This window comes from Granulicella mallensis (assembly GCF_014203225.1).
Classification (GTDB): domain Bacteria; phylum Acidobacteriota; class Terriglobia; order Terriglobales; family Acidobacteriaceae; genus Granulicella; species Granulicella mallensis_A.
The window spans coordinates 231,779-248,867 of record NZ_JACHIO010000005.1 but is presented as its reverse complement, the minus strand read 5'-3'; the positions used below and the strand labels follow the sequence as shown (position 1 = coordinate 248,867).

Annotated in this window: 16 protein-coding genes and 1 tRNA gene; 4 read left to right on the top strand and 13 right to left on the bottom strand. The window is 59.6% G+C overall.

The features are described from left to right. Window positions 1–139: 139 nt before the first annotated feature. Window positions 140–748 (bottom strand): TetR family transcriptional regulator, encoded by a 609-nt coding sequence (locus tag HDF15_RS07350; RefSeq protein ID WP_184254167.1) that lies wholly within the window; start codon window positions 746–748, stop codon window positions 140–142. Window positions 749–801: 53 nt separating this feature from the next. Here HDF15_RS07350 and HDF15_RS07345 point away from each other — a divergent pair, with 53 nt between their 5' ends. The 3 genes from HDF15_RS07345 to HDF15_RS07335 all read left to right on the top strand — a co-directional run bounded on the left by HDF15_RS07345 (window position 802) and on the right by HDF15_RS07335 (window position 4,528). After that, window positions 802–1,374, top strand: a complete 573-nt coding sequence (locus tag HDF15_RS07345; protein ID WP_184254165.1) for an isochorismatase family protein — start codon at window positions 802–804, stop codon at window positions 1,372–1,374. After that, the gene (locus tag HDF15_RS07340; RefSeq protein ID WP_184254164.1) at window positions 1,367–2,809 is read left to right on the top strand and encodes a DHA2 family efflux MFS transporter permease subunit; all 1,443 of its coding nucleotides are present in this window, start codon (window positions 1,367–1,369) and stop codon (window positions 2,807–2,809) included. The genes HDF15_RS07345 and HDF15_RS07340 overlap by 8 nt, the downstream gene beginning before the upstream one ends. Before the next feature lie 402 nt (window positions 2,810–3,211). Further along, entirely contained in the window at window positions 3,212–4,528 is a 1,317-nt protein-coding gene (locus HDF15_RS07335) for an ABC transporter permease (RefSeq protein ID WP_184254162.1), read from the top strand. Between the two features lie 188 nt (window positions 4,529–4,716). Here HDF15_RS07335 and HDF15_RS07330 read toward each other — a convergent pair whose 3' ends face one another. From HDF15_RS07330 to HDF15_RS07280, 11 genes are all read right to left on the bottom strand, one after another. After that, complete coding sequence (locus HDF15_RS07330) at window positions 4,717–6,189, bottom strand: hypothetical protein (protein WP_184254160.1); 1,473 nt, start codon at window positions 6,187–6,189, stop codon at window positions 4,717–4,719. Next, window positions 6,186–7,370, bottom strand: a complete 1,185-nt coding sequence (locus HDF15_RS07325) for a hypothetical protein (RefSeq protein WP_184254158.1) — start codon at window positions 7,368–7,370, stop codon at window positions 6,186–6,188. Before HDF15_RS07325 ends, HDF15_RS07330 begins: the two co-directional genes overlap by 4 nt. A gap of 119 nt (window positions 7,371–7,489) precedes the next feature. Beyond that, a complete protein-coding gene (locus HDF15_RS07320) occupies window positions 7,490–8,089 on the bottom strand; it encodes a DUF7010 family protein (protein ID WP_184254156.1) in 600 nt (199 codons plus the stop codon). 464 nt (window positions 8,090–8,553) lie between these two features. Continuing rightward, complete coding sequence (gene rplI, locus HDF15_RS07315; RefSeq protein ID WP_014267827.1) at window positions 8,554–9,084, bottom strand: 50S ribosomal protein L9; 531 nt, start codon at window positions 9,082–9,084, stop codon at window positions 8,554–8,556. 86 nt (window positions 9,085–9,170) lie between these two features. Further along, window positions 9,171–9,545, bottom strand: coding sequence for a 30S ribosomal protein S18 (gene rpsR / locus HDF15_RS26210; RefSeq protein WP_014267828.1), 375 nt, complete (start codon window positions 9,543–9,545; stop codon window positions 9,171–9,173). A 204-nt stretch (window positions 9,546–9,749) separates the two neighbouring features. Further along, window positions 9,750–10,223 (bottom strand): 30S ribosomal protein S6, encoded by a 474-nt coding sequence (gene rpsF, locus HDF15_RS07305; protein ID WP_184254155.1) that lies wholly within the window; start codon window positions 10,221–10,223, stop codon window positions 9,750–9,752. A gap of 106 nt (window positions 10,224–10,329) precedes the next feature. Continuing rightward, the gene (gene pth / locus HDF15_RS07300; protein ID WP_184254153.1) at window positions 10,330–10,926 is read right to left on the bottom strand and encodes an aminoacyl-tRNA hydrolase; all 597 of its coding nucleotides are present in this window, start codon (window positions 10,924–10,926) and stop codon (window positions 10,330–10,332) included. Between the two features lie 120 nt (window positions 10,927–11,046). Further along, complete coding sequence (locus tag HDF15_RS07295; RefSeq protein ID WP_184254151.1) at window positions 11,047–11,724, bottom strand: 50S ribosomal protein L25; 678 nt, start codon at window positions 11,722–11,724, stop codon at window positions 11,047–11,049. 176 nt (window positions 11,725–11,900) lie between these two features. Further along, on the bottom strand, window positions 11,901–12,914 hold the full coding sequence (locus HDF15_RS07290; protein ID WP_409254867.1) for a ribose-phosphate diphosphokinase: 1,014 nt from the start codon (window positions 12,912–12,914) through the stop codon (window positions 11,901–11,903). A 443-nt stretch (window positions 12,915–13,357) separates the two neighbouring features. Further along, window positions 13,358–13,431: transfer RNA gene (locus HDF15_RS07285), tRNA-Gln, on the bottom strand. 37 nt (window positions 13,432–13,468) lie between these two features. Beyond that, window positions 13,469–14,515: a 4-(cytidine 5'-diphospho)-2-C-methyl-D-erythritol kinase gene (locus tag HDF15_RS07280; protein ID WP_184254149.1), complete on the bottom strand. Its 1,047-nt coding sequence runs from the start codon at window positions 14,513–14,515 to the stop codon at window positions 13,469–13,471. A 71-nt stretch (window positions 14,516–14,586) separates the two neighbouring features. Between HDF15_RS07280 and HDF15_RS07275 the strand changes: the two genes are divergently transcribed. Next, the gene (locus tag HDF15_RS07275) at window positions 14,587–15,108 is read left to right on the top strand and encodes a Uma2 family endonuclease (RefSeq protein ID WP_184254147.1); all 522 of its coding nucleotides are present in this window, start codon (window positions 14,587–14,589) and stop codon (window positions 15,106–15,108) included. Here HDF15_RS07275 and HDF15_RS07270 read toward each other — a convergent pair. Then, entirely contained in the window at window positions 15,105–16,976 is a 1,872-nt protein-coding gene (locus HDF15_RS07270; RefSeq protein ID WP_184254145.1) for an HAD-IIIC family phosphatase, read from the bottom strand. The genes HDF15_RS07275 and HDF15_RS07270 overlap by 4 nt on opposite strands. Window positions 16,977–17,089: the final 113 nt, after the last annotated feature.

The window sequence follows — 17,089 nt, the reverse complement described above, 5'->3', positions numbered from 1 at the left end:
TATGGGCGAAGACCACGAGATCGTACCCGAACGCTGTTGGTGGACGGGCGCGTTTGTGGTGGCACAAATGCGGGGGTCCTTCGCCTACGGCTCAGGATGACGACGAAAAACAGGCAACAGCAAAGGCTCTTGCCGATGCCTAAGCCAAAACGCTCTCCAAATACAACGCCATGATCTTCTTGTACTCAGCGATCACCAGAGGTTGCTCTCGCGGCGCGGCTTCGGCATAGAGGGTGGTCAGGCCCCGAACCATCTGCACGGCAACGTTTGCGGCCAGCAGAGCCCTCTCTTCGGTGAGCGATGGCATCTTCGCACGAAAGGCATTCGCTATGACCATGCGCAGGCCCTTGCGCGACTCCGGGTCACGCGAAAATTTGATCGGCGCGGCGATCAGGCTCAGATAGCCCGGCCGTTCCTGAACAAATTCGGTAACGTACTCGATGAAGAGTTCGCCAAACTCCTGGTGGGTCAGCATCTCCGCCTGTTCCATCAAAGGTCTCCAGTGCGCTTCAATCTCTTGCGCATACTGATGCATCAGAGCGAAGCCAATGGACTGCTTGTCCGGGAAGTAGTGATACAGCGTGCCGATTCCCGAGCCGCTGCGCTCCGCGATAGCCGTCATCGTAGCGGCTTCAAAACCTACCTCACCGAAGAGCTCCGCAGCCGCAGCCAGAAAGTTCGCCAACCGGCGCGTAGAGCGTTCCTGCTGCGGGGCGACACGAACGGCATTTGACGAAGTCGAGGACACCCTCGTATTCTACATTTACAAAGTCGAGGGTACCCTCGACTTCAGGAGGAGCCTTGAGCTCGTTGCATCTGGAACCGAAGAAAACCGCCCTTATCCTGATTGATCTCCAGAACGGGATCGTCGCCATGCCTACCGCGCCATACTCCGGCCCTGAGGTCGTTGAGAAATCCCGCTCTCTTGCAGAAGCCTTCCGGGCAAAAGGGGCTCCGGTCGTCTATGTCCGCGTGGACATGGGAGACTTTATGCATCTGCCAGCCGACAAATCTCACCGCGACCCGAATGCGCCGCCACCGCCTGCCATCCTGTCGGAGATTGCGCCCGAGGCTGGCTTTCAGGAGGGCGACCTGCTGATCACCAAGCGGCATTGGGGCGCCTTTGCGGGCACGAAGCTGGAGGAAGAACTCAGGCAACGCGGCATCGAGACGATCGTCCTCGGCGGGATTGCTACCAACTTCGGCGTTGAATCGACCGCGCGCCAGGGCACCGGTTTGGGCTTTGCCTTTGTCCTTGTGGAGGACGCCTGCACCAGCCTCGAGGCTCACGCCCATACCTTTGCCTTCGAGACGATCTTCCCGAGCCTGTCGAGAGTCAGGAAGACCGACGAGGTCATCGCTTCCCTTGCCTGAAACCTTGAGAGAGACCGACCGGCTGGATCCCTCCGTCTGGAAGATCGTATCCGTCGCGGTGCTTGGCTCCTTTCTCTCCCAGCTCGACGCGACCGTCGTCAACGTGTCGCTCTCCAGCCTGACGGTGGAGCTGCATAGCACTCTCACGGCGATTCAGTGGGTCACGAGCGGCTACCTGCTGGCGCTCGCGCTCATGCTTCCGTTGAATGGCTGGCTGGTGGATCGCATTGGAGCCAAGGCTCTCTACCTCTGGTGCTTTTCGGCGTTCACGATCTCCTCAGCCCTGTGCGGCCTGGCCTGGTCGGCAGACTCCCTGATTGCCTTTCGCATTCTGCAGGGCATGAGTGGCGGATTGCTCGCCCCCATGGCGCAGATGATGCTGGCACGCGCTGCCGGAAAGCATATGGCCCGCATCATGGGCTACGCCGCTCTGCCCGTCATGCTGGGCCCGATCCTTGGGCCTGTCATAGCCGGGGCGATTCTGCAGCATGCCTCCTGGCGCTGGCTCTTTCTGGTCAACCTGCCGGTTGGGGCTCTGGCGATTTTGCTGGCCGTCCTCTTCCTGCCCAACGACCGCGAAGAGACGACACCGCGCGACCTCGATCTCCTGGGCCTGGCTCTGCTCTCTCCCGGGCTGGTGCTCTTTCTCTACGGATCGGACCACATGGGAGAGCGCACAGGCCTTCTGGCCCTGGCCACTGCCGCTGTTCTGATTACGATCTTTCTCAGGACGGCAGCGCCCAAGGGAGCGAACGCGCTGATCGATCTGCGCTTGTTCAAGAGCAGGATCTTCTCGGCCTCCGCAACCACACAGTTTCTTTCCAATGGAATCATGTACGCCGCGCAGATGCTGGTCCCGATTTATCTCATCCGCGCCTGTGGCCGATCGCCCAGCGCGACGGGCTGGCTGCTGGCTCCCCTGGGGCTGGGGATGGTCTGCGCCTATCCCTGCATGGGATTTCTGACGCAGCGGTTTGGGATTCGAAAGGTCTCCGCCGGGGGCGCCCTTCTGGCCCTGGCCGGCACTTTGCCTTTCATCTATCTGGGAGGACACGAATTGATGCTTGCCGTACTCGCTCCTGCTCTCTTCTTCCGTGGCATGGGCCTGGGGGCTATCGGAATTCCATCGCTCACGGCAGCCTATGCGTCGGTCAAGAAGCAGGACCTGCCGATGGCGACGACCTCGCTCAATATCGTCCAGCGTCTCGGCGGCCCGACACTGACGACCGTGTGCGCAACCTTCCTCGCCTGGAGACTTCGGTCGGTGCAAACTCCGGGCATGCCGTCCGGCGCATTTACCTCGGCCTTTGTTCTGCTTTGCGCGTTGCACGTTCTCCTGCTCGTGGCGTCTTTGAGGCTTCCCGTCTCCGTGGACAAAGTCTCGGAACAGCAGGTCGAGGAAGAATCGCTCATTTTGATTGAGGTGGCGGAGTAGGAGGTAGGCAGGTTGCTACCGGTCTAGATGGTGTCCTTGGGTATTTTTTGCCTTTGTCTTTGCCTTTCTGGTTGTCATTCTGAGCGTAGCGAGCGAACCTGCTGTCTCCCGTTTTCGCCAGTGTCAGCACAAAAGTTATGCCTCAGCACGGGCCATACACTTTCAGTTCTGGCCACGTGCTCTCAGGCAGTACGAACAAAGAACGGGAGGAAGCAGGTTCGCTCGCTCCGCTCGGAATGACAACAAGAAAAGCAAGAACCAGAAAAACAAAAGCACCGTCTCCGGACTTTCTTCCTAAGATCGAAGCGTGCGCCGTAGCATCCAATGTTCCAAGCAGATAGAGTGGCCCCGGCAGGCTGAAGGCTGCGATACTGAAACAACGCAGGGATGCACGCGTAGCCCATGTCCACCAGCATCACCAATTCGGCAAACGAGACCAACGAAGCGGCACGGCTCCGGAAGCGGGCGTCCTCCAGCTTCGACAAGACCCTGCGCAGCGCGCGTTCCACGATCGCCTTCCGCGAGACGGTCAACCTTGCCATCGACAGCTTCCGCGCCAGCAAGACGCGTTTTCTGCTCACCATGCTCGGCATGGTCATCGGCTCGGCGTCGATTGTGCTGGTCTATACCGTGGGCAATACGGGCAAGGATTTCGCTCTCAATACCATCTCCGGCCTCGGCCCGAACAAGGTCGAGATGCAGTACTCCGGCGGCATCACCATGGGTCCGGACAACGTCAGCACGCCCGACTATATGACCCGTGAAGATATGCAGGCAGTCCGCAGCGAGGTGCCCGGTATCGTTGCCAGCTCGCCCATGCTGGAGTACCACGACAATATTGCAGTGGGGAACGGCATCACCAAAGAGGCCATGCTGCTTGGCGTCAGCCCGCAGTACAAAGAGGTTAGAAATCTCAAGGTAAAGGCCGGCCGCTTCTTTGATGATCAGGATGCGCTGAGCCACGCCAAGGTGGCCGTAATCGTAGGCCCCATGGCCCGCGAGCTCTATGGCAGCTATGCCGATGCCGTGGGACATACGATCTCCATTCGCGGCATTCCCTTCACGATCATTGGCGTCTTCATGGAGAGCACCGACACCTTCGGTACCTCGGAGATCAGTGAACACACCCTGCTGGTTCCCTACGAGGTCGCCCGCTACTTCACGGGCAGCGACGAACTGAAGGAGATCTTCTTCAGCATGAAGACCTCGGGAGAGGTCGAGCCTGCAGCAGCGCGCATCACCCAAATCATCCACGGCCGCCACTATCCCACCAGCGAGTACAAGGCGCAGACGCTGACCGACATCCTCGTCACGATGCGCAAAATCGCCAACATGCTGACGATCGTGCTGTTTCTAGGCTCGGCCATTACGCTGATCGTCTCCGGGGTGGGCATCATGAACTCGATGCTGGCCAACGTACAGTCGCGCATCCGCGAGATCGGCATCCGCAAAGCCATGGGTGCCACCAGCCGCGAGATACGGTTGCAGTTCCTCACGGAAGCCGTGTTTCTATCGCTGGGCGGAGGCATCATCGGCACGGTGCTGGGGCTGGCCCTGCCACTCAGTGTGGGTTTCTTCACTGACTTCGCGATCCCGGTCTCGGCCTGGAGCGCGGTGATTGCACTGGCGACATCGGTAGGAGTCGGAGTCATCTTCGGAACATTGCCGGCGAATCGCGCGGCGAAGCTCGATCCAGTGGCCACGCTCAAGTACGAGTAGGTCGTTGCTTGTTTTTCGTCGTCATCCTTGAGAGAGCAGCGAACGAAGGCCCCCCGCATTCTGCCGTGGTGGCACGAACGCAAAGCCCAGCATTTTTGCGTACCGCGTGCATCCAATCCGGGGGTCCTTCGGCTACGCCTCAGGATGACGACGAAAAACAAGCAACGACAGTCCTGTGTCCCATGTCTTCAACGCACCTCTGCGTCGAAGACACCGGTTTCGACCGTTGCTCCATGCTTCATCTGAATAAAGATGCGATACCGGCCAGGCGATGGAAAGCCATAGGGAAACTCCACCGTCGGCGAAATCGCCTCGGAGGACATCTCCATTCCCGGCATGGAATCCATATCCCCCACGCCCTGCTCCTGCGGGTTCGCCAGCATCATCGCGGGCATTGCGGCTGACCCCTCGGGATGAGTATGCGCAAAGGTCGTTCCGTCAGACTTCACAAAAGCCGCATGTCCGGCCATCCCGAGATACGGCTTCATGTCCGCAGCGGGTTTGCCCACCGGATCAAGCAGGGTGAAGCGGAAGGCATACGCCTTGCTCGCGGTAATTTCGGCGGGCTTGTCCCACACCATCCTGTAGCCGTCGGGAAGCTTGTACGAAGGACCGAGGTCTCCCGCGGAGAGTGCAGGCGGCGCGGCGCTGGCGTCCTCCGTCGACAAGGGCGCGGTGGACATGCCTGCAGGTACCGTCAGGGTTGACGTTTCCGTTTCGGGAAAGCCGTTGCGGTGCACAATGTCAGCGAAGAGCTTGTAGGTTCCGGGCGGCATGGACGGTAGCGTATCGCGCAGCCCCTGCTTGCCCTCCGGCTCCGGATGCAGATGAAACGCGGCATCCATCTCCGGCATGCGGATCGCGTACAGGTGCATTACGTGTCCGTGGTCGAGCAGCAGATCGGCGTTCTTCTGGGCTCTCCACTTATCTGGAGCATCATCGTCAGGATTGCCGATGAGCAGATCGAGCGTGTTGCCGGTCAGCGTCGGACGCAGTTCAGAGGAGTGATAAAGGTCCGCGGCATAGCCCGTAGCTTCGACGTTCCACCACCTGCCTCCGAGATAGACCACACCACATACAACGACGAATGCGATGCTGCTGGAGATCAAAGCCAGACGGCGGCGCGCGCCATCGGGTTGCTGGCCGGGAACCAGCCGCGACTCGCGCACTGCGGCGGCGACGATGCCCACCATGCCGAGGACCAGGACGATGCCAAGAATCCCCAGCATGACTCCCATGGGGCGCTGCATGTGCAGAATCACGGTCGGCGCTGCCGCCACGGGGATGCTCGTAGTCGCGGGGCCGGAAGCGCCGTCGATGCCGAGGCGAACCTGCCAGGAACCCGAAGCCATGATCCAGAGCGAGCCGGTAAAGAACGCCGGATCGTCGGCGGAGCGCTTCAGTGGGTCTGGAGTGGGCGGGTGCTTCGAAGCCTCTCCCGTCAGCATCAGAGGCGTGATGCTGAGCGAGTTTACCGCCGCACCGTTGCTGCGTACTTCAATCGTCGCAACGCCGGGGATCACCGTAGGAGTGCGAATGGTGACGAAGAGCTTGTAGGGACCGGCAGTGACTTGTTCGAAGACGTCTTTGTTTCCAACATGCGCGTAGGCAGGAACAACAAGCGTAGCAAAGAGAAGCAGGAGCCAGCCAAGACGCTTCATCGCTGAACCCCACGCATCCAGCGGCCAAAACCGAGACCGACCCAGGTGGAAGCCATGGCGTAAAAGGCAGCCATGACAAGTCCTTTGGCGAGTTGAAGACCATACTGGGGCTGGAAGAACTGCCGCATCCTGTCAAGGCTGGTTGCGCGAGACTTGTAGTCGAAGTAGATCGTTCCAAAGAAGCGGTTCTGGCTGGCATGCGACATCAGGAAGTTGGCGAAGGGCCACTCCACCGCAACCAGCACCGCAACGAAGACGAGGCCGGAGACGACCGCGATCTGCCAGGGCTTCCAGGAGCGCACGCGCTGCCACAGCAGGTCCAACGCCAGCGCCGGAAGGAGAATGAGAATCGGAAACTTTGCCGGAATGAAATGAGTGACCGGGTTGAAGACCGGGCCGAGCTTCGGCGCGGCTGGAAACAGGGGCAGAATCAGGATCTCGCCGATGCAGAAGACCATGTACACCGCGGCGGTAGCCGTGGCGGCCCAGCGGAAGCGCGAGGCCTGCGAGAACGTCGCGAACAGGATGGGAAGTCCGATTCCCATGGCGATATAGGCGGACGCGCGGTGAAGCGCCGTCTCCGGAGTGAACTCCTGCAGAAAGAACATCTGCCCTCCGATGGACAGACCACCAAGATAGAGAAAGAGAATCTGCAGACGCTTGAAGTTGGAGGCGTCAGCAACTGCCGCGCGGTTCATGGCTGCGAGGATCAGGAACAGCATGCCGAACGCGATCGCGCGTATGCCGAGAATCAGCAGAACGTGCGGTGGGCTGATGATCTTTACATCGAGGCCATAGGCGTTGTGCCACCAGTTGTCGAAGGGCGCCGAGGTCAACATGGCGACTCCACCCCATCCCGCGAGAAATACACCGAGAGGAGCACGGAGGCCAAGCACATCCACGGAAGCCTTGCGAAGTTCCTGGGCCTTCGAACTATGGCCAAAGGTGGCATTCAACACCAGCCACAACCCGACGATGCCCGCCAGGAGGCCACAGGCGTAGATCGCCATGTGTGCCGGCGTCCAGAAGCTATCGCGACCGATCGAACGGTGCCAGGAGACGTCCCACGATCCGCCGATACTGGCCGAAGTGACAGCGACAATGCCGGTCCAGATGTACCAGGGAACCGTGACGGTACGCGGAAGGGGAAGGCCGGCGGAAGCGTGTGCGGCGGTGGACATCAGATCTCCTAAGAGCAATGTTGGATTGCTCATTTTTGGCTTATTTTACGCGGGTTTTGGCCTCGTCCCGTTGTTGTCTTTTGTAGTCGCCAATGGAATAGCAGCGCTAAAGACAATACTTACCTGGCTAACTCAAGCGCACTCTCGGATGCGGCTTTTGCCCGATCAGAGGAAGCAATCAAGATGGCTCCGATGGTTAACAGATAGATCACAGACACAGCCATCGGCAGCAATGTGAAGCGCGTGGAGGGCAGCCAGTTCCAAAGTACAAAGCAGGTAATCGCTCGCACCAGGGCATGGGTTGTATAGAGAGCTGTGTGGCCATACATCCAACCGATCACGGGCCATTGAATCGCCATGCCGATCGCCAAAATGAGCGGTACAAGCTGGGGATAACTCCAATAAGCCGAGATCGCTATGGGCCAGAAGAGGAGCATGGATATCAGCGCAGGGAAGATCATATCCCGGATGGATGTCCGATCGCGCATAAAGTCGATTCCGAACAACTTTGCCAGCAGGAGAGCGAGAGGGAAGAGGGTTCCACTGGTCACGAAAGCAAGAAGAATCCAAAGATGGCTGTGCAGCTTATATCCTGCGATCCCCAGAAAGGCCCACCAGATGGCGCCCGCAAGTGGAATCGGATAGGCACCTCTCAAACGGAAGAAAGAGGCCTTACGCTCAGCCAGCAACGCCTGCTCGAGGTTCATGCCTGTGGTCATGGAACGATCCTCTCCGAGGAGATGAACCGGAACAAGTGACAAATGTCATGCTTCGTACGGCTATTGTTCTGCTGCGATGAAGGAGTGTGGCGAGTTGTTCATTCGATGCCTCTAGGTTCTTGTTCAGAATCTCCACCGAAGCGTCATCCTGAGCGTAGTGCCTCGCGCTTTTTGCGAGGCGCGAAGTCGAAGGACCCCGAGGGACTTGATCTTGCCCATGATGTTGGGATCTTTTCCAGTACAAAGGCCCAGGCTCGAGAGCTTGAGGTGAAAAAGGTGCGAAGGGCATAGGCAAGATTGCGACCTTCGGGGTCCTTCGACTTCGCGTCCCCAAATGCTGGGACGCTTCGCTCAGGATGACGTCTCTGTGGCGAGGCAAAAACACTATGTTGGAGCGGAAAAACAAACGGCGCCACTCAGAGAGTGGCGCCTTTCAATCAGCATGATGCCTATTCGTACAGTGATTAGTCGCGGTTGTCGTCGAGCTCGCCGGTGTAGAGCGAGACGAATCCGGTGTCGTTGTCTTCCACCGCGCCCTCGGCGCCTTCCGGCGCGTCGCTCTTGATGGTGACCTGCACGTGTGCGGTGACTTCGCGGTGAATCTTGACCGGCACATGGAACTCGCCGACTGTCTTCAGCGGCTCGTCCAGGTGGATCTTGCGGCGGTCGATCGTGTAGCCCTCGGCTTCGAGTCCACGCGCGATGTCCTGCGACGTAACCGAACCGAACAGGTGGCCGCCGTCGCCGGTCTTGCGCTCGAACACCAGCGCCAGCTCGTTGAGCTTCGCGCCGAGCTCTTCGGCTCCGGCCTTTTCGCCAGCCGACTTGCGGATGGCCGACGCCTTCATCTGCTCGATGACGGCCTTGTTTGCCGCGGTGGCTTCGATCGCCAGCTTGCCGGGCAAGAGGTAGTTGCGGCCATAACCGGCGGCGACTTTAACGACGTCACCTCGGTGGCCGAGCTTGTTCACATCTTCCTTCAGGATGACTTCCATGACACTTCTCCAGACTTACTCAAGCTTGCCCGCGAGTTAGAAACTAACCCGGACAAGGTGCGCGCCCGTTGGCGCAGGTTTCAAAACTAGAAGCGTGCGGCGTAAGGCAGCAGAGCGATGGCGCGAGCCTGCTTGATGGCCTTGGTCAGCTTGCGCTGGAACGGAGCGCTGGTGCCCGTGAGGCGGCGCGGAATGATCTTGCCGCGGTCGGACACGAACTGCTGCAGCAGGCGCACATCGCGGTAGCTGATCGTGTCGATCTTCTCCACCGTAAACTTGCAGACCTTCTTGCGACGGAAGAACTTGCGTCCGCCAGGGCCGCCGCCGGGGCCACCGGTGCGGGGAGGACGCGAACCGCCCTCGGGACGCGGACGGAAGCCGCCCGATGCGGGAGCTCCGGCAGTCTGCGCCGGGGCGGGAGTGGATGCTGCGGGTGCTGCTTGATTCGTCTCGTCAGCCATGTTGCTTTTCCTTTATGCCGGTACCTGATGCTTGCCGGCCGGTTCTGCTGCTCGCGCTCCAGACCCGCGTGGGGGCCTCTGGACTTGATCTTCATCGCGAAGATCCTGGAAGCGTCGTGCGGCGTTGCTGTGGTCCTTATGCCGGCCCCCATTCATGACAGAAAACGTCATGAATGGGGCACCCGGCGAAGCTTGAAAGAAGAACTAAACCTCTGCGGCAACCGGCTCGGTCGCGGCAACAGCCTCGGGAGCAGCGGCTTCAGCAGCAGGAGCTTCCGCAACCGCCGGAGTCTCGGCAACCTGGGCAGCCTCGGGGCTGGACGTGGGCAGCGCGCTGCGCTTCACGTGAGAGTCGCGGTGAGCCTTGATCTTGGCCACGCGCTTGTCTTCCTCGTCCATGCGCACGGTGATGAACTTGATGACCGGCTCGGAGACGCGGAGGCGGCGCTCGATCTCAGAGATCAGCGAGGCGGGCGCGTCGACGATGAGCAGGACGTAGAAGCCGTCGTTGAACTTCTGGACGGTGTAGGCCAGACGGCGGCGGCCCATCTTCTCGGTGGTCTTCACAACGCCACCACCCGTGGTGATGTAGCCGGAGAAGGTCTCGACGAGCTTGTCGAGTTCGGCTTCTTCAACGTCGGGCCGAACGATAAACATGATTTCGTAAGTGCGATTCATGATGCTTCTTTCTGCGGGGTTCTGCCCCGCACCGCTTCGGTGATTGCTTTCAATTTCCTAATTCACAATTCCCAATCCCGAAGTACGGTGTGGAAGATTGTTCGTTCTAATTCTCGGGTTCAACCTTCCGGTTGAACTCATTCATCGCCGCACTGACACCTTTCGTCAGCACAGCCTCAACCGCGCGTACCGCCTGATCGAGTACTTCATCCAGCACCGCCAACTCTGTCTTGCGCATCGGCGCAAGCAAATAGGAGGTGCCTCCTGCCTTTACCTCGCGTCCCGTTTCAAGCGGCGGTTTGCCGACCCCAATCCGAACGCGAAGCCACTCTTCCGTGCCAAGCACGCCGGAGATCGACTTCACTCCGTTGTGCCCTCCCGCCGACCCGCGCTCCCGGATACGAAGCGTGCCCAGCGGGATTGCCAGCTCGTCATAGAGAACGATCAAGTCCTCGACACCAAGCTCCAACTCATTCAACAAAGCGGCTACAGAAAGCCCGCTCAAGTTCATAAAGGTCTCGGGCTTGGCCAGCAGGACATCATGCCCTGCAAGCCTTGTCCGCACCGTCAGCGCTCTTCCACGACGGTTGGCAAACTGCGTATCGCATATCTCAGCGATACGATCCACTGCCAGAAACCCGGCATTGTGCGGCGTGAAAGCGTACTCCGGACCAGGATTCCCAAGACCGACAATCAGTTTCACGACGGCTCACCTGTGGTGAGCGAGTGATAAGTGACAAGTGGTAAGTGATAAGAAAGTCGCTGCATTATCTTTGTGTTGTTCACTTCTCACTTACCACTTGTCACTTATCACTCTGCACTTCTACTTCTTCTTATCGCCAGCAGCATCGGCAGCGGGTGCATCCTGCTTGCCCTTCTTGGCAACTTCAGGCTCACTCGGGCCGGCAACCGGCTCGACAGCAGCCTCTTCCTTGGCGATGGTGACGTGTGCAACCAGTGCATCCTCTTCGCCGAGGAACTTCAGCTTGTCCGAGTGCGGCAGGTCCGAGATGTGGATCGCGCCGTTGATATCGAGGTTCGTGACGTCGATGTCGATGTGATCTGGAATGTCGCCGGGAAGGCACTCAACCTCAACCTCGTGCAGCACCTGACCGAGAACGCCACCGTTCGACTTGACGCCGACCGGAACGCCGATGAGCTGAACCGGGATCGAGACGCGCATGGCCTTGTCCATTGCAATGCGCTTCAGGTCGATGTGCAGCAGCTTGCCCTTGATGGGCTCGTGCTGCCAGTCGACAATCATCACCTTGTTCGTGCCTTTGCCTTCGATGGCGAGGTCGAAGATCGTGTTGTGACCGGACTCCGAGTACAAAATCTTGGTGATGACCCGGGGGTCGACCGTGACGGCCACCGACTCCTGGCCCGCGCCGTACACAACGGCGGGAATCAGGCCGGAGACGCGCACGCGACGGGCGTGGCCCTTGTTGAAGGTACCGGTACGGGGCGTTGCCACAACTGCTTCGATCTTGCTGGTTGACATGTGTTTTCCTTTCGGGCGAAGAGCACAGGGTTCAGGGCTTAGGGCTCAGGGTCGAGAAGACCCTTGAACTTTAGACTCTTACTCCTGTGTCGTACTCCCTTTGCGGCCGTGCCGCTGGTATGGCCCACTATTCCGGGCGAAGTTTTCTAGACCCTGGGCCCTAAGCCCTGAACCCTCTAATTGAAGAGCGTCGATACCGACGTCTCCATGTGAATGCTCTCGATCGCCCGGCCCAACAAGCCTGCTATCGAGAGCACCTTAATCTTGCTTACCTTCTGCGCGGCTTCGGAGAGCGGAATCGTGTTCGTTACAACCAACTCTTCCAGTCCCGAATTCGCAATGCGCTCCACCGCCGGCCCTGAAAGCACAGCGTGTGAGGCGCAGGCATAAACTTTTTCCGCTCCCTGTTCGAGCAGTGCGTCGGCGGTCTTCACCAGCGTTCCAGCCGTGTCAACGATGTCGTCGAGGATCAGGCAGGTGCGTCCACGCACTTCGCCGATGACGTTCATCACCTCGGTCACATTGATGTCGGTACGCCGCTTGTCGACGATGGCCAACGGTACTTCTAATTTCTTTGCAAAAAATCTGGCGCGTTCCACGCCGCCCGCATCGGGGCTCACTACGGTAAGGTTCGGCAGCTTCAAATCGCGGAAGTACCCCACCAGCACCGGGCTGGCAAACAAATGGTCAACGGGGATATTGAAGAAGCCCTGGATCTGCGCCGCATGCAGGTCGACGAACAGCGCGCGATTGGCGCCTGCCGTCGTCAAAAGATCAGCGACCAGCTTGGAGGTGATCGCCACGCGAGGCCGATCCTTGCGGTCCTGACGCGCATACCCGTAATACGGAACGACGACCGTGATTCGTCCTGCCGAGGCGCGCCGGAGCGCGTCCATCATAATCAGCAGTTCGACGAGATTCTGGTCGACCGGGTGGCACGTGGGCTGGACGAGGAATACGTCTACGCCGCGCACATTTTCAAGGAGCTGAAAGTGGGTTTCGCCGTCGGAGAATCGCTGCAAGCGTGTCTCTCCGACGGGTACACCCAGGAATTTACCGATCTCCTCCGTCAACGGCCGGTTCGCCGAGCCGGAGAAGATCTTGAAGCGCTTATCGTCACTCAGGCGCGAGGAGCGTTTTTTCTCCGCTGCTGCCTTTGCTCCCGCCGCAGAGGTCGCCGGTGTCAACACAAACTCGGCAACTTGCTTCGGTTGCTCCAGCTCGGCCTGGGCCGTCGCGCTGGAGCCGTTATTACTAGAACTCGGGGAAGGAACCGCAGTCGTGTCTTGTTCGTTCACGTAGAAATCCTCCAGGCTGGTTGACCTATGGGTATCTCAAAAACTGCTTGTCTAACTTCTTGCGGCTGGGCTTGTTTCCGCACCAGCCATTTGCATTGCGAGACTTCGGTTCCTTATCGGCTGCCGGCGGATCGTGTTTCCTTCTCCGCCGCGCCGCTAACTCTGCTACTCCCGCGCATCGGCTTTATGCCGAACTACATGTGCGGGCCTTGCTCAATCCTCTGGCGATAAAGTCTTCATCGCCGAAAAATCAAAAGCTCCCTTGTTACTTATTCGAGGGCCTATAAATTTCCAGACTTTGTCTGAATTTCTATAAATCTGGCGAACGACTTAAGTGGTTGGGCGACTAGGATTCGAACCTAGACAAAGTGCGTCAAAGGCACTTGACCTACCATTAGTCGATCGCCCAGTACCGCCGGTGCGCTTCTACGCATTTACCGGCAAAGCTACTCTGCGAACATCGTATCCCAATAAGCCGAACGAGGCAGGGTCTCCGTGAGGATAGCCTGCGTGCCGGATTGCTGGACACGCTGTTGAGCGGCGCGTGCGTCTGCCTGAGACTCGTAGAGTCCAAACAACGCCGAACCCGAACCCGACAACGCCGCATACAGCGCGCTGCCGCCGGAATCGGAACCCATCAAATCACGCTTGGTTGAACGCAAGGAGGGATGCTGTGAAAACGCTACTTCTTCGAAGTCGTTTTCGATCCCGGTGCGGACAAGCGCGAGAAGTGGGTTCTCGGCCAGATTACCCTGCTTGTCCGGTAAACCGGGGCGAGCAATACCGGAGGGGCCAGATTCGACGCCATCTATTGTCCAGATGGCAGCCAGAACGCGGCTCAACTCACTTAGTCTATCGAGGGGCTGTTGAAAAGTCAACGTAGATGCGGAACTTGCCTCCCGAACCTCGCTCTTCGCGTCCAGGTCCCGGAACGCCTGCGCGGTCGAAACCCCTACCGACGGGATCGCCACGACACAGGGGATCGCCGGCGTATCTGGCAGAGGATAAACTTCTTCGCCGCGCCCCAGTCCCAGCACAGACCCTCCCAGCAGAAACAGCGGCACGTCCGACCCGACCTCAGCCGCCAGCTTTACCCGCTCCGATCCGAGCAACGCCTGACCGAGCTCGCGCTCCAATCCCAGCAGCGCGGCGACGGCATTCGCGGAACCCGCCCCCATGCCTCCCTGTACCGGCAGGCGCTTCTGGATGTCGATCGTCACCTCTGCCGTAATTCCCATCCGAGTCAGCGCACCGGCCACCATCGCAAACGCCGTATTCTTTTCCGCGTTCCGTGTCTCAGTCCGTGGAACCCCCGGATGGTTCGATGTGAGCGTAATCCTCGTCACCGCCGCCGCCCGTGCCTCGACCGTCACAAAATCATGCAGCGCGAGCGTCTGGTACATCGTCGCAAGGCCATGAAAGCCGTCCGGCCGCGCCGGGCCGACCGCCAGCCCGAGGTTGATCTTGGAAAAGGAGCGCACGCGTGTGGACATACGATTGTCATTCTAGCTGGGGCTTTCGCACTCCATGCAGCGAGCTAAGATGAGCCTACGGAGTGTGTGCCATGGCAGGTTCGGTTCTTATTCCCATCAGCGAGTACCTGAACAGCCTGTATCACCCCGATTGTGATTACCTCGACGGCGAGTTGAAGGCACGCAACACGGGAGAGCAGCCACACTCAGAGCTACAGGCAATCCTTACGCGCATCTTCGGCATGCACAGGCAAGACTGGGATGTTCGCGTACTCACAGAACAGCGGGTCCAGGTTTCCGAAATGCGGTTTCGCATTCCCGATATCTCCGTTCTTCATCGACATGATCCTAAAGACCGCATCGTCCACTGGGCTCCCCTGCTCTGCGTTGAGGTGCTCTCCGAAGAAGACCGGTTGACCGAACTCCAGACAAAGGTAGATGAGTTTGCGGCACTCGGCGTGGCTAACATCTGGGTGCTCGACCCCTGGAAGCGCAAGGCTTACTACGCTTCCACTCGCGGATTCGAGCAGCCGTCAGATGGAATGCTGCGCATTGCCGGAACACCGATAGAGCTTTCGCTGCAAGAGATATTTGCAGAGCTGGATGAGTTCTAAACCAGCGTCTCCTGCAACCACTCAACCTGAATCGGCACAGACTTCGGCTGGAAGCCTTCCAACGAAAGCAGCCAGTGCGCCACGCCAGCCTCGTCGGTCTCGACCTGCTTGAATCCGAGCGAACCGTATAGCTCGCGCACCATGCTGTTCTTGTCCGTCGGACGATACCCTCCGACAAGCCTTTTCATGCCATGCGCTGCGCAGGTTTCAGCCAGCACGTTCAGGCAGGCCTCTTCCACCTTGCGGCCCAGCACGCGGCAGCTCATCAGCCACGTCTCGATCATCGCCTCGCCAGAGGGGCACAGCCTCGCCATCAGCACGGCGATGATTCCGTTGTCTCCGAAGCGATCGGTAAGCCGTACCTGCAGGGTGACGTAATGCGGATCATTCATCCGCGCCGCAACCTCGACCTCGGTGAGCCGCTGCGTCATCAGGTTGAACTGGTTGGTCTTGTTGATGAGTTGCGTGACACGCGCCACCCCCATGCCGTCGAAGGGCTTCGCGGTCAGTGTCATGTTCAACGACTCGAGATAGCTGTTGATATCCGTGACCGTCTCACGGAGCTGTTCACGCTCGACGTTGGCCTGATAGAGCTTGCAACGGGCTCGGTCCTCATCCGTGGTCCGCAGCCCCTCGAAGTAGCCCGCCGCGGCGAGCGCCGCCGCATACCCCGCGGGGTCTTCCGGCAACTCCGGGACGGCGACCATCGGCAGTTCGCGACGGACAAAGCCGCGCTCTACCGGATTGTCGTCGACGAAGACCAGCGCATCCAGCCCGATGTTCAACTGCTTCGCAATGCTCCGCAGGTTCGTCGCCTTGTCCTCCCAGTTCGCCATGAAGCAGACGACATCCTGCGAGCGAAGAACCATCTCGGGATGGCTCTCGAAGGGTTCTACGGCGTTCGCATGATCGTTCTTGGAGCACACTGCAAGGATCACGCCACGGAGGCTGAGACCCTTTGCATACTGCTGGAACTCGACGAAGGCCTCGCCCTGCCCGCTGCCCTGTCCCAGCACGATGCCGTTCAGGCCGTCGTCGCCGATCACCCCGCCCCACAGTGTGTTGTCGAGATCGAGCACCAGGCACTTGGCGGAGCGCCCACGAGCCGCCGCTACCAGCCGCGCTACCTGCTCGCCATACATCTCCGCCGCAGTCGGGTGAACCTCCTGCTTGGAGTGGTGCCACATACCAGGGTCGTACCAGGCGGCAAGGCCGTCCGACGCTACGAGCCGGTCGAGCGCGAGCAACTCGACGCCGGCCTCAGCAGCCGCCGGGCGCAGGGATTCATTGATACAGGAGAGGATCGCCGCCGGAGAGTGCGGCAGCCGCTCTTCGTTATTCCCCATCAGGTTGGGAAAGACCGGCATGGCGGTCTGCTGTAGCACCTGGCAGGCAAAGTTCTCTTTAGCCTGCCGCCAGCAGCACTGCATCGTTTCAAGCGCCGTCCTGGCACACTGCAAACCTGCAAGATGCCGCGCGTCGAAGGCGAATAGAACGACCTCAGGACGGAACTGGTGCAGGCCTGAAGCGGTGTCTACCAGCTCCTGCGGGTACATGCCGTAGGGGGTTTCGTAGATCTCGATATTCAGCCTGCGTCGCAGACCGGCAACGCGAATTCCCGGAACCAGTTGCGCCGTCGTCGCCGAGCCGAGGATCGCCAGACGGACACGCTCGAACCCAGGCAGTTCGCCGTCGCTGCAGGCCAGGAGCCGCTGCACTGTGCGGTCCAGACGGACGACCTGCGAGAACTCCATCCGGCTGCCGGCCAATTCACCGAGCCGCGCGGCTTGATCGGTTGGAGGCAGAATCTTCGCAGCGCGCAGTTGCGCGTCCCAATCCTCGCGCAGCGGTAGCCAGTTCAATTGCATTCGATGGACAGTCTCCATTGATTCCCCAGCCCAAAGGCCCGGGAGTTACGCATTGTTTCGATTGTATCGGTCTCAACGCGGGAGATGCATCCTGGGGATGTTTTGGCTTTGGT

What these genes read in the sequence shown, in the direction of transcription:
- rpsR (WP_014267828.1), bottom strand. Translation starts at nt 9,545, where the DNA reads ATGGCTGACGAGACGAATCAAGCAGCACCCGCAGCATCCACTCCCGCC.
- rplI (WP_014267827.1), bottom strand. Translation starts at nt 9,084, where the DNA reads ATGGAAGTCATCCTGAAGGAAGATGTGAACAAGCTCGGCCACCGAGGT.
- HDF15_RS07330 (WP_184254160.1), bottom strand. Translation starts at nt 6,189, where the DNA reads ATGAAGCGTCTTGGCTGGCTCCTGCTTCTCTTTGCTACGCTTGTTGTT.
- HDF15_RS07335 (WP_184254162.1), top strand. Translation starts at nt 3,212, where the DNA reads ATGTCCACCAGCATCACCAATTCGGCAAACGAGACCAACGAAGCGGCA.
- rpsF (WP_184254155.1), bottom strand. Translation starts at nt 10,223, where the DNA reads ATGAATCGCACTTACGAAATCATGTTTATCGTTCGGCCCGACGTTGAA.
- HDF15_RS07275 (WP_184254147.1), top strand. Translation starts at nt 14,587, where the DNA reads ATGGCAGGTTCGGTTCTTATTCCCATCAGCGAGTACCTGAACAGCCTG.
- HDF15_RS07325 (WP_184254158.1), bottom strand. Translation starts at nt 7,370, where the DNA reads ATGTCCACCGCCGCACACGCTTCCGCCGGCCTTCCCCTTCCGCGTACC.
- HDF15_RS07320 (WP_184254156.1), bottom strand. Translation starts at nt 8,089, where the DNA reads ATGACCACAGGCATGAACCTCGAGCAGGCGTTGCTGGCTGAGCGTAAG.
- HDF15_RS07280 (WP_184254149.1), bottom strand. Translation starts at nt 14,515, where the DNA reads ATGTCCACACGCGTGCGCTCCTTTTCCAAGATCAACCTCGGGCTGGCG.
- HDF15_RS07295 (WP_184254151.1), bottom strand. Translation starts at nt 11,724, where the DNA reads ATGTCAACCAGCAAGATCGAAGCAGTTGTGGCAACGCCCCGTACCGGT.
- HDF15_RS07270 (WP_184254145.1), bottom strand. Translation starts at nt 16,976, where the DNA reads ATGCAATTGAACTGGCTACCGCTGCGCGAGGATTGGGACGCGCAACTG.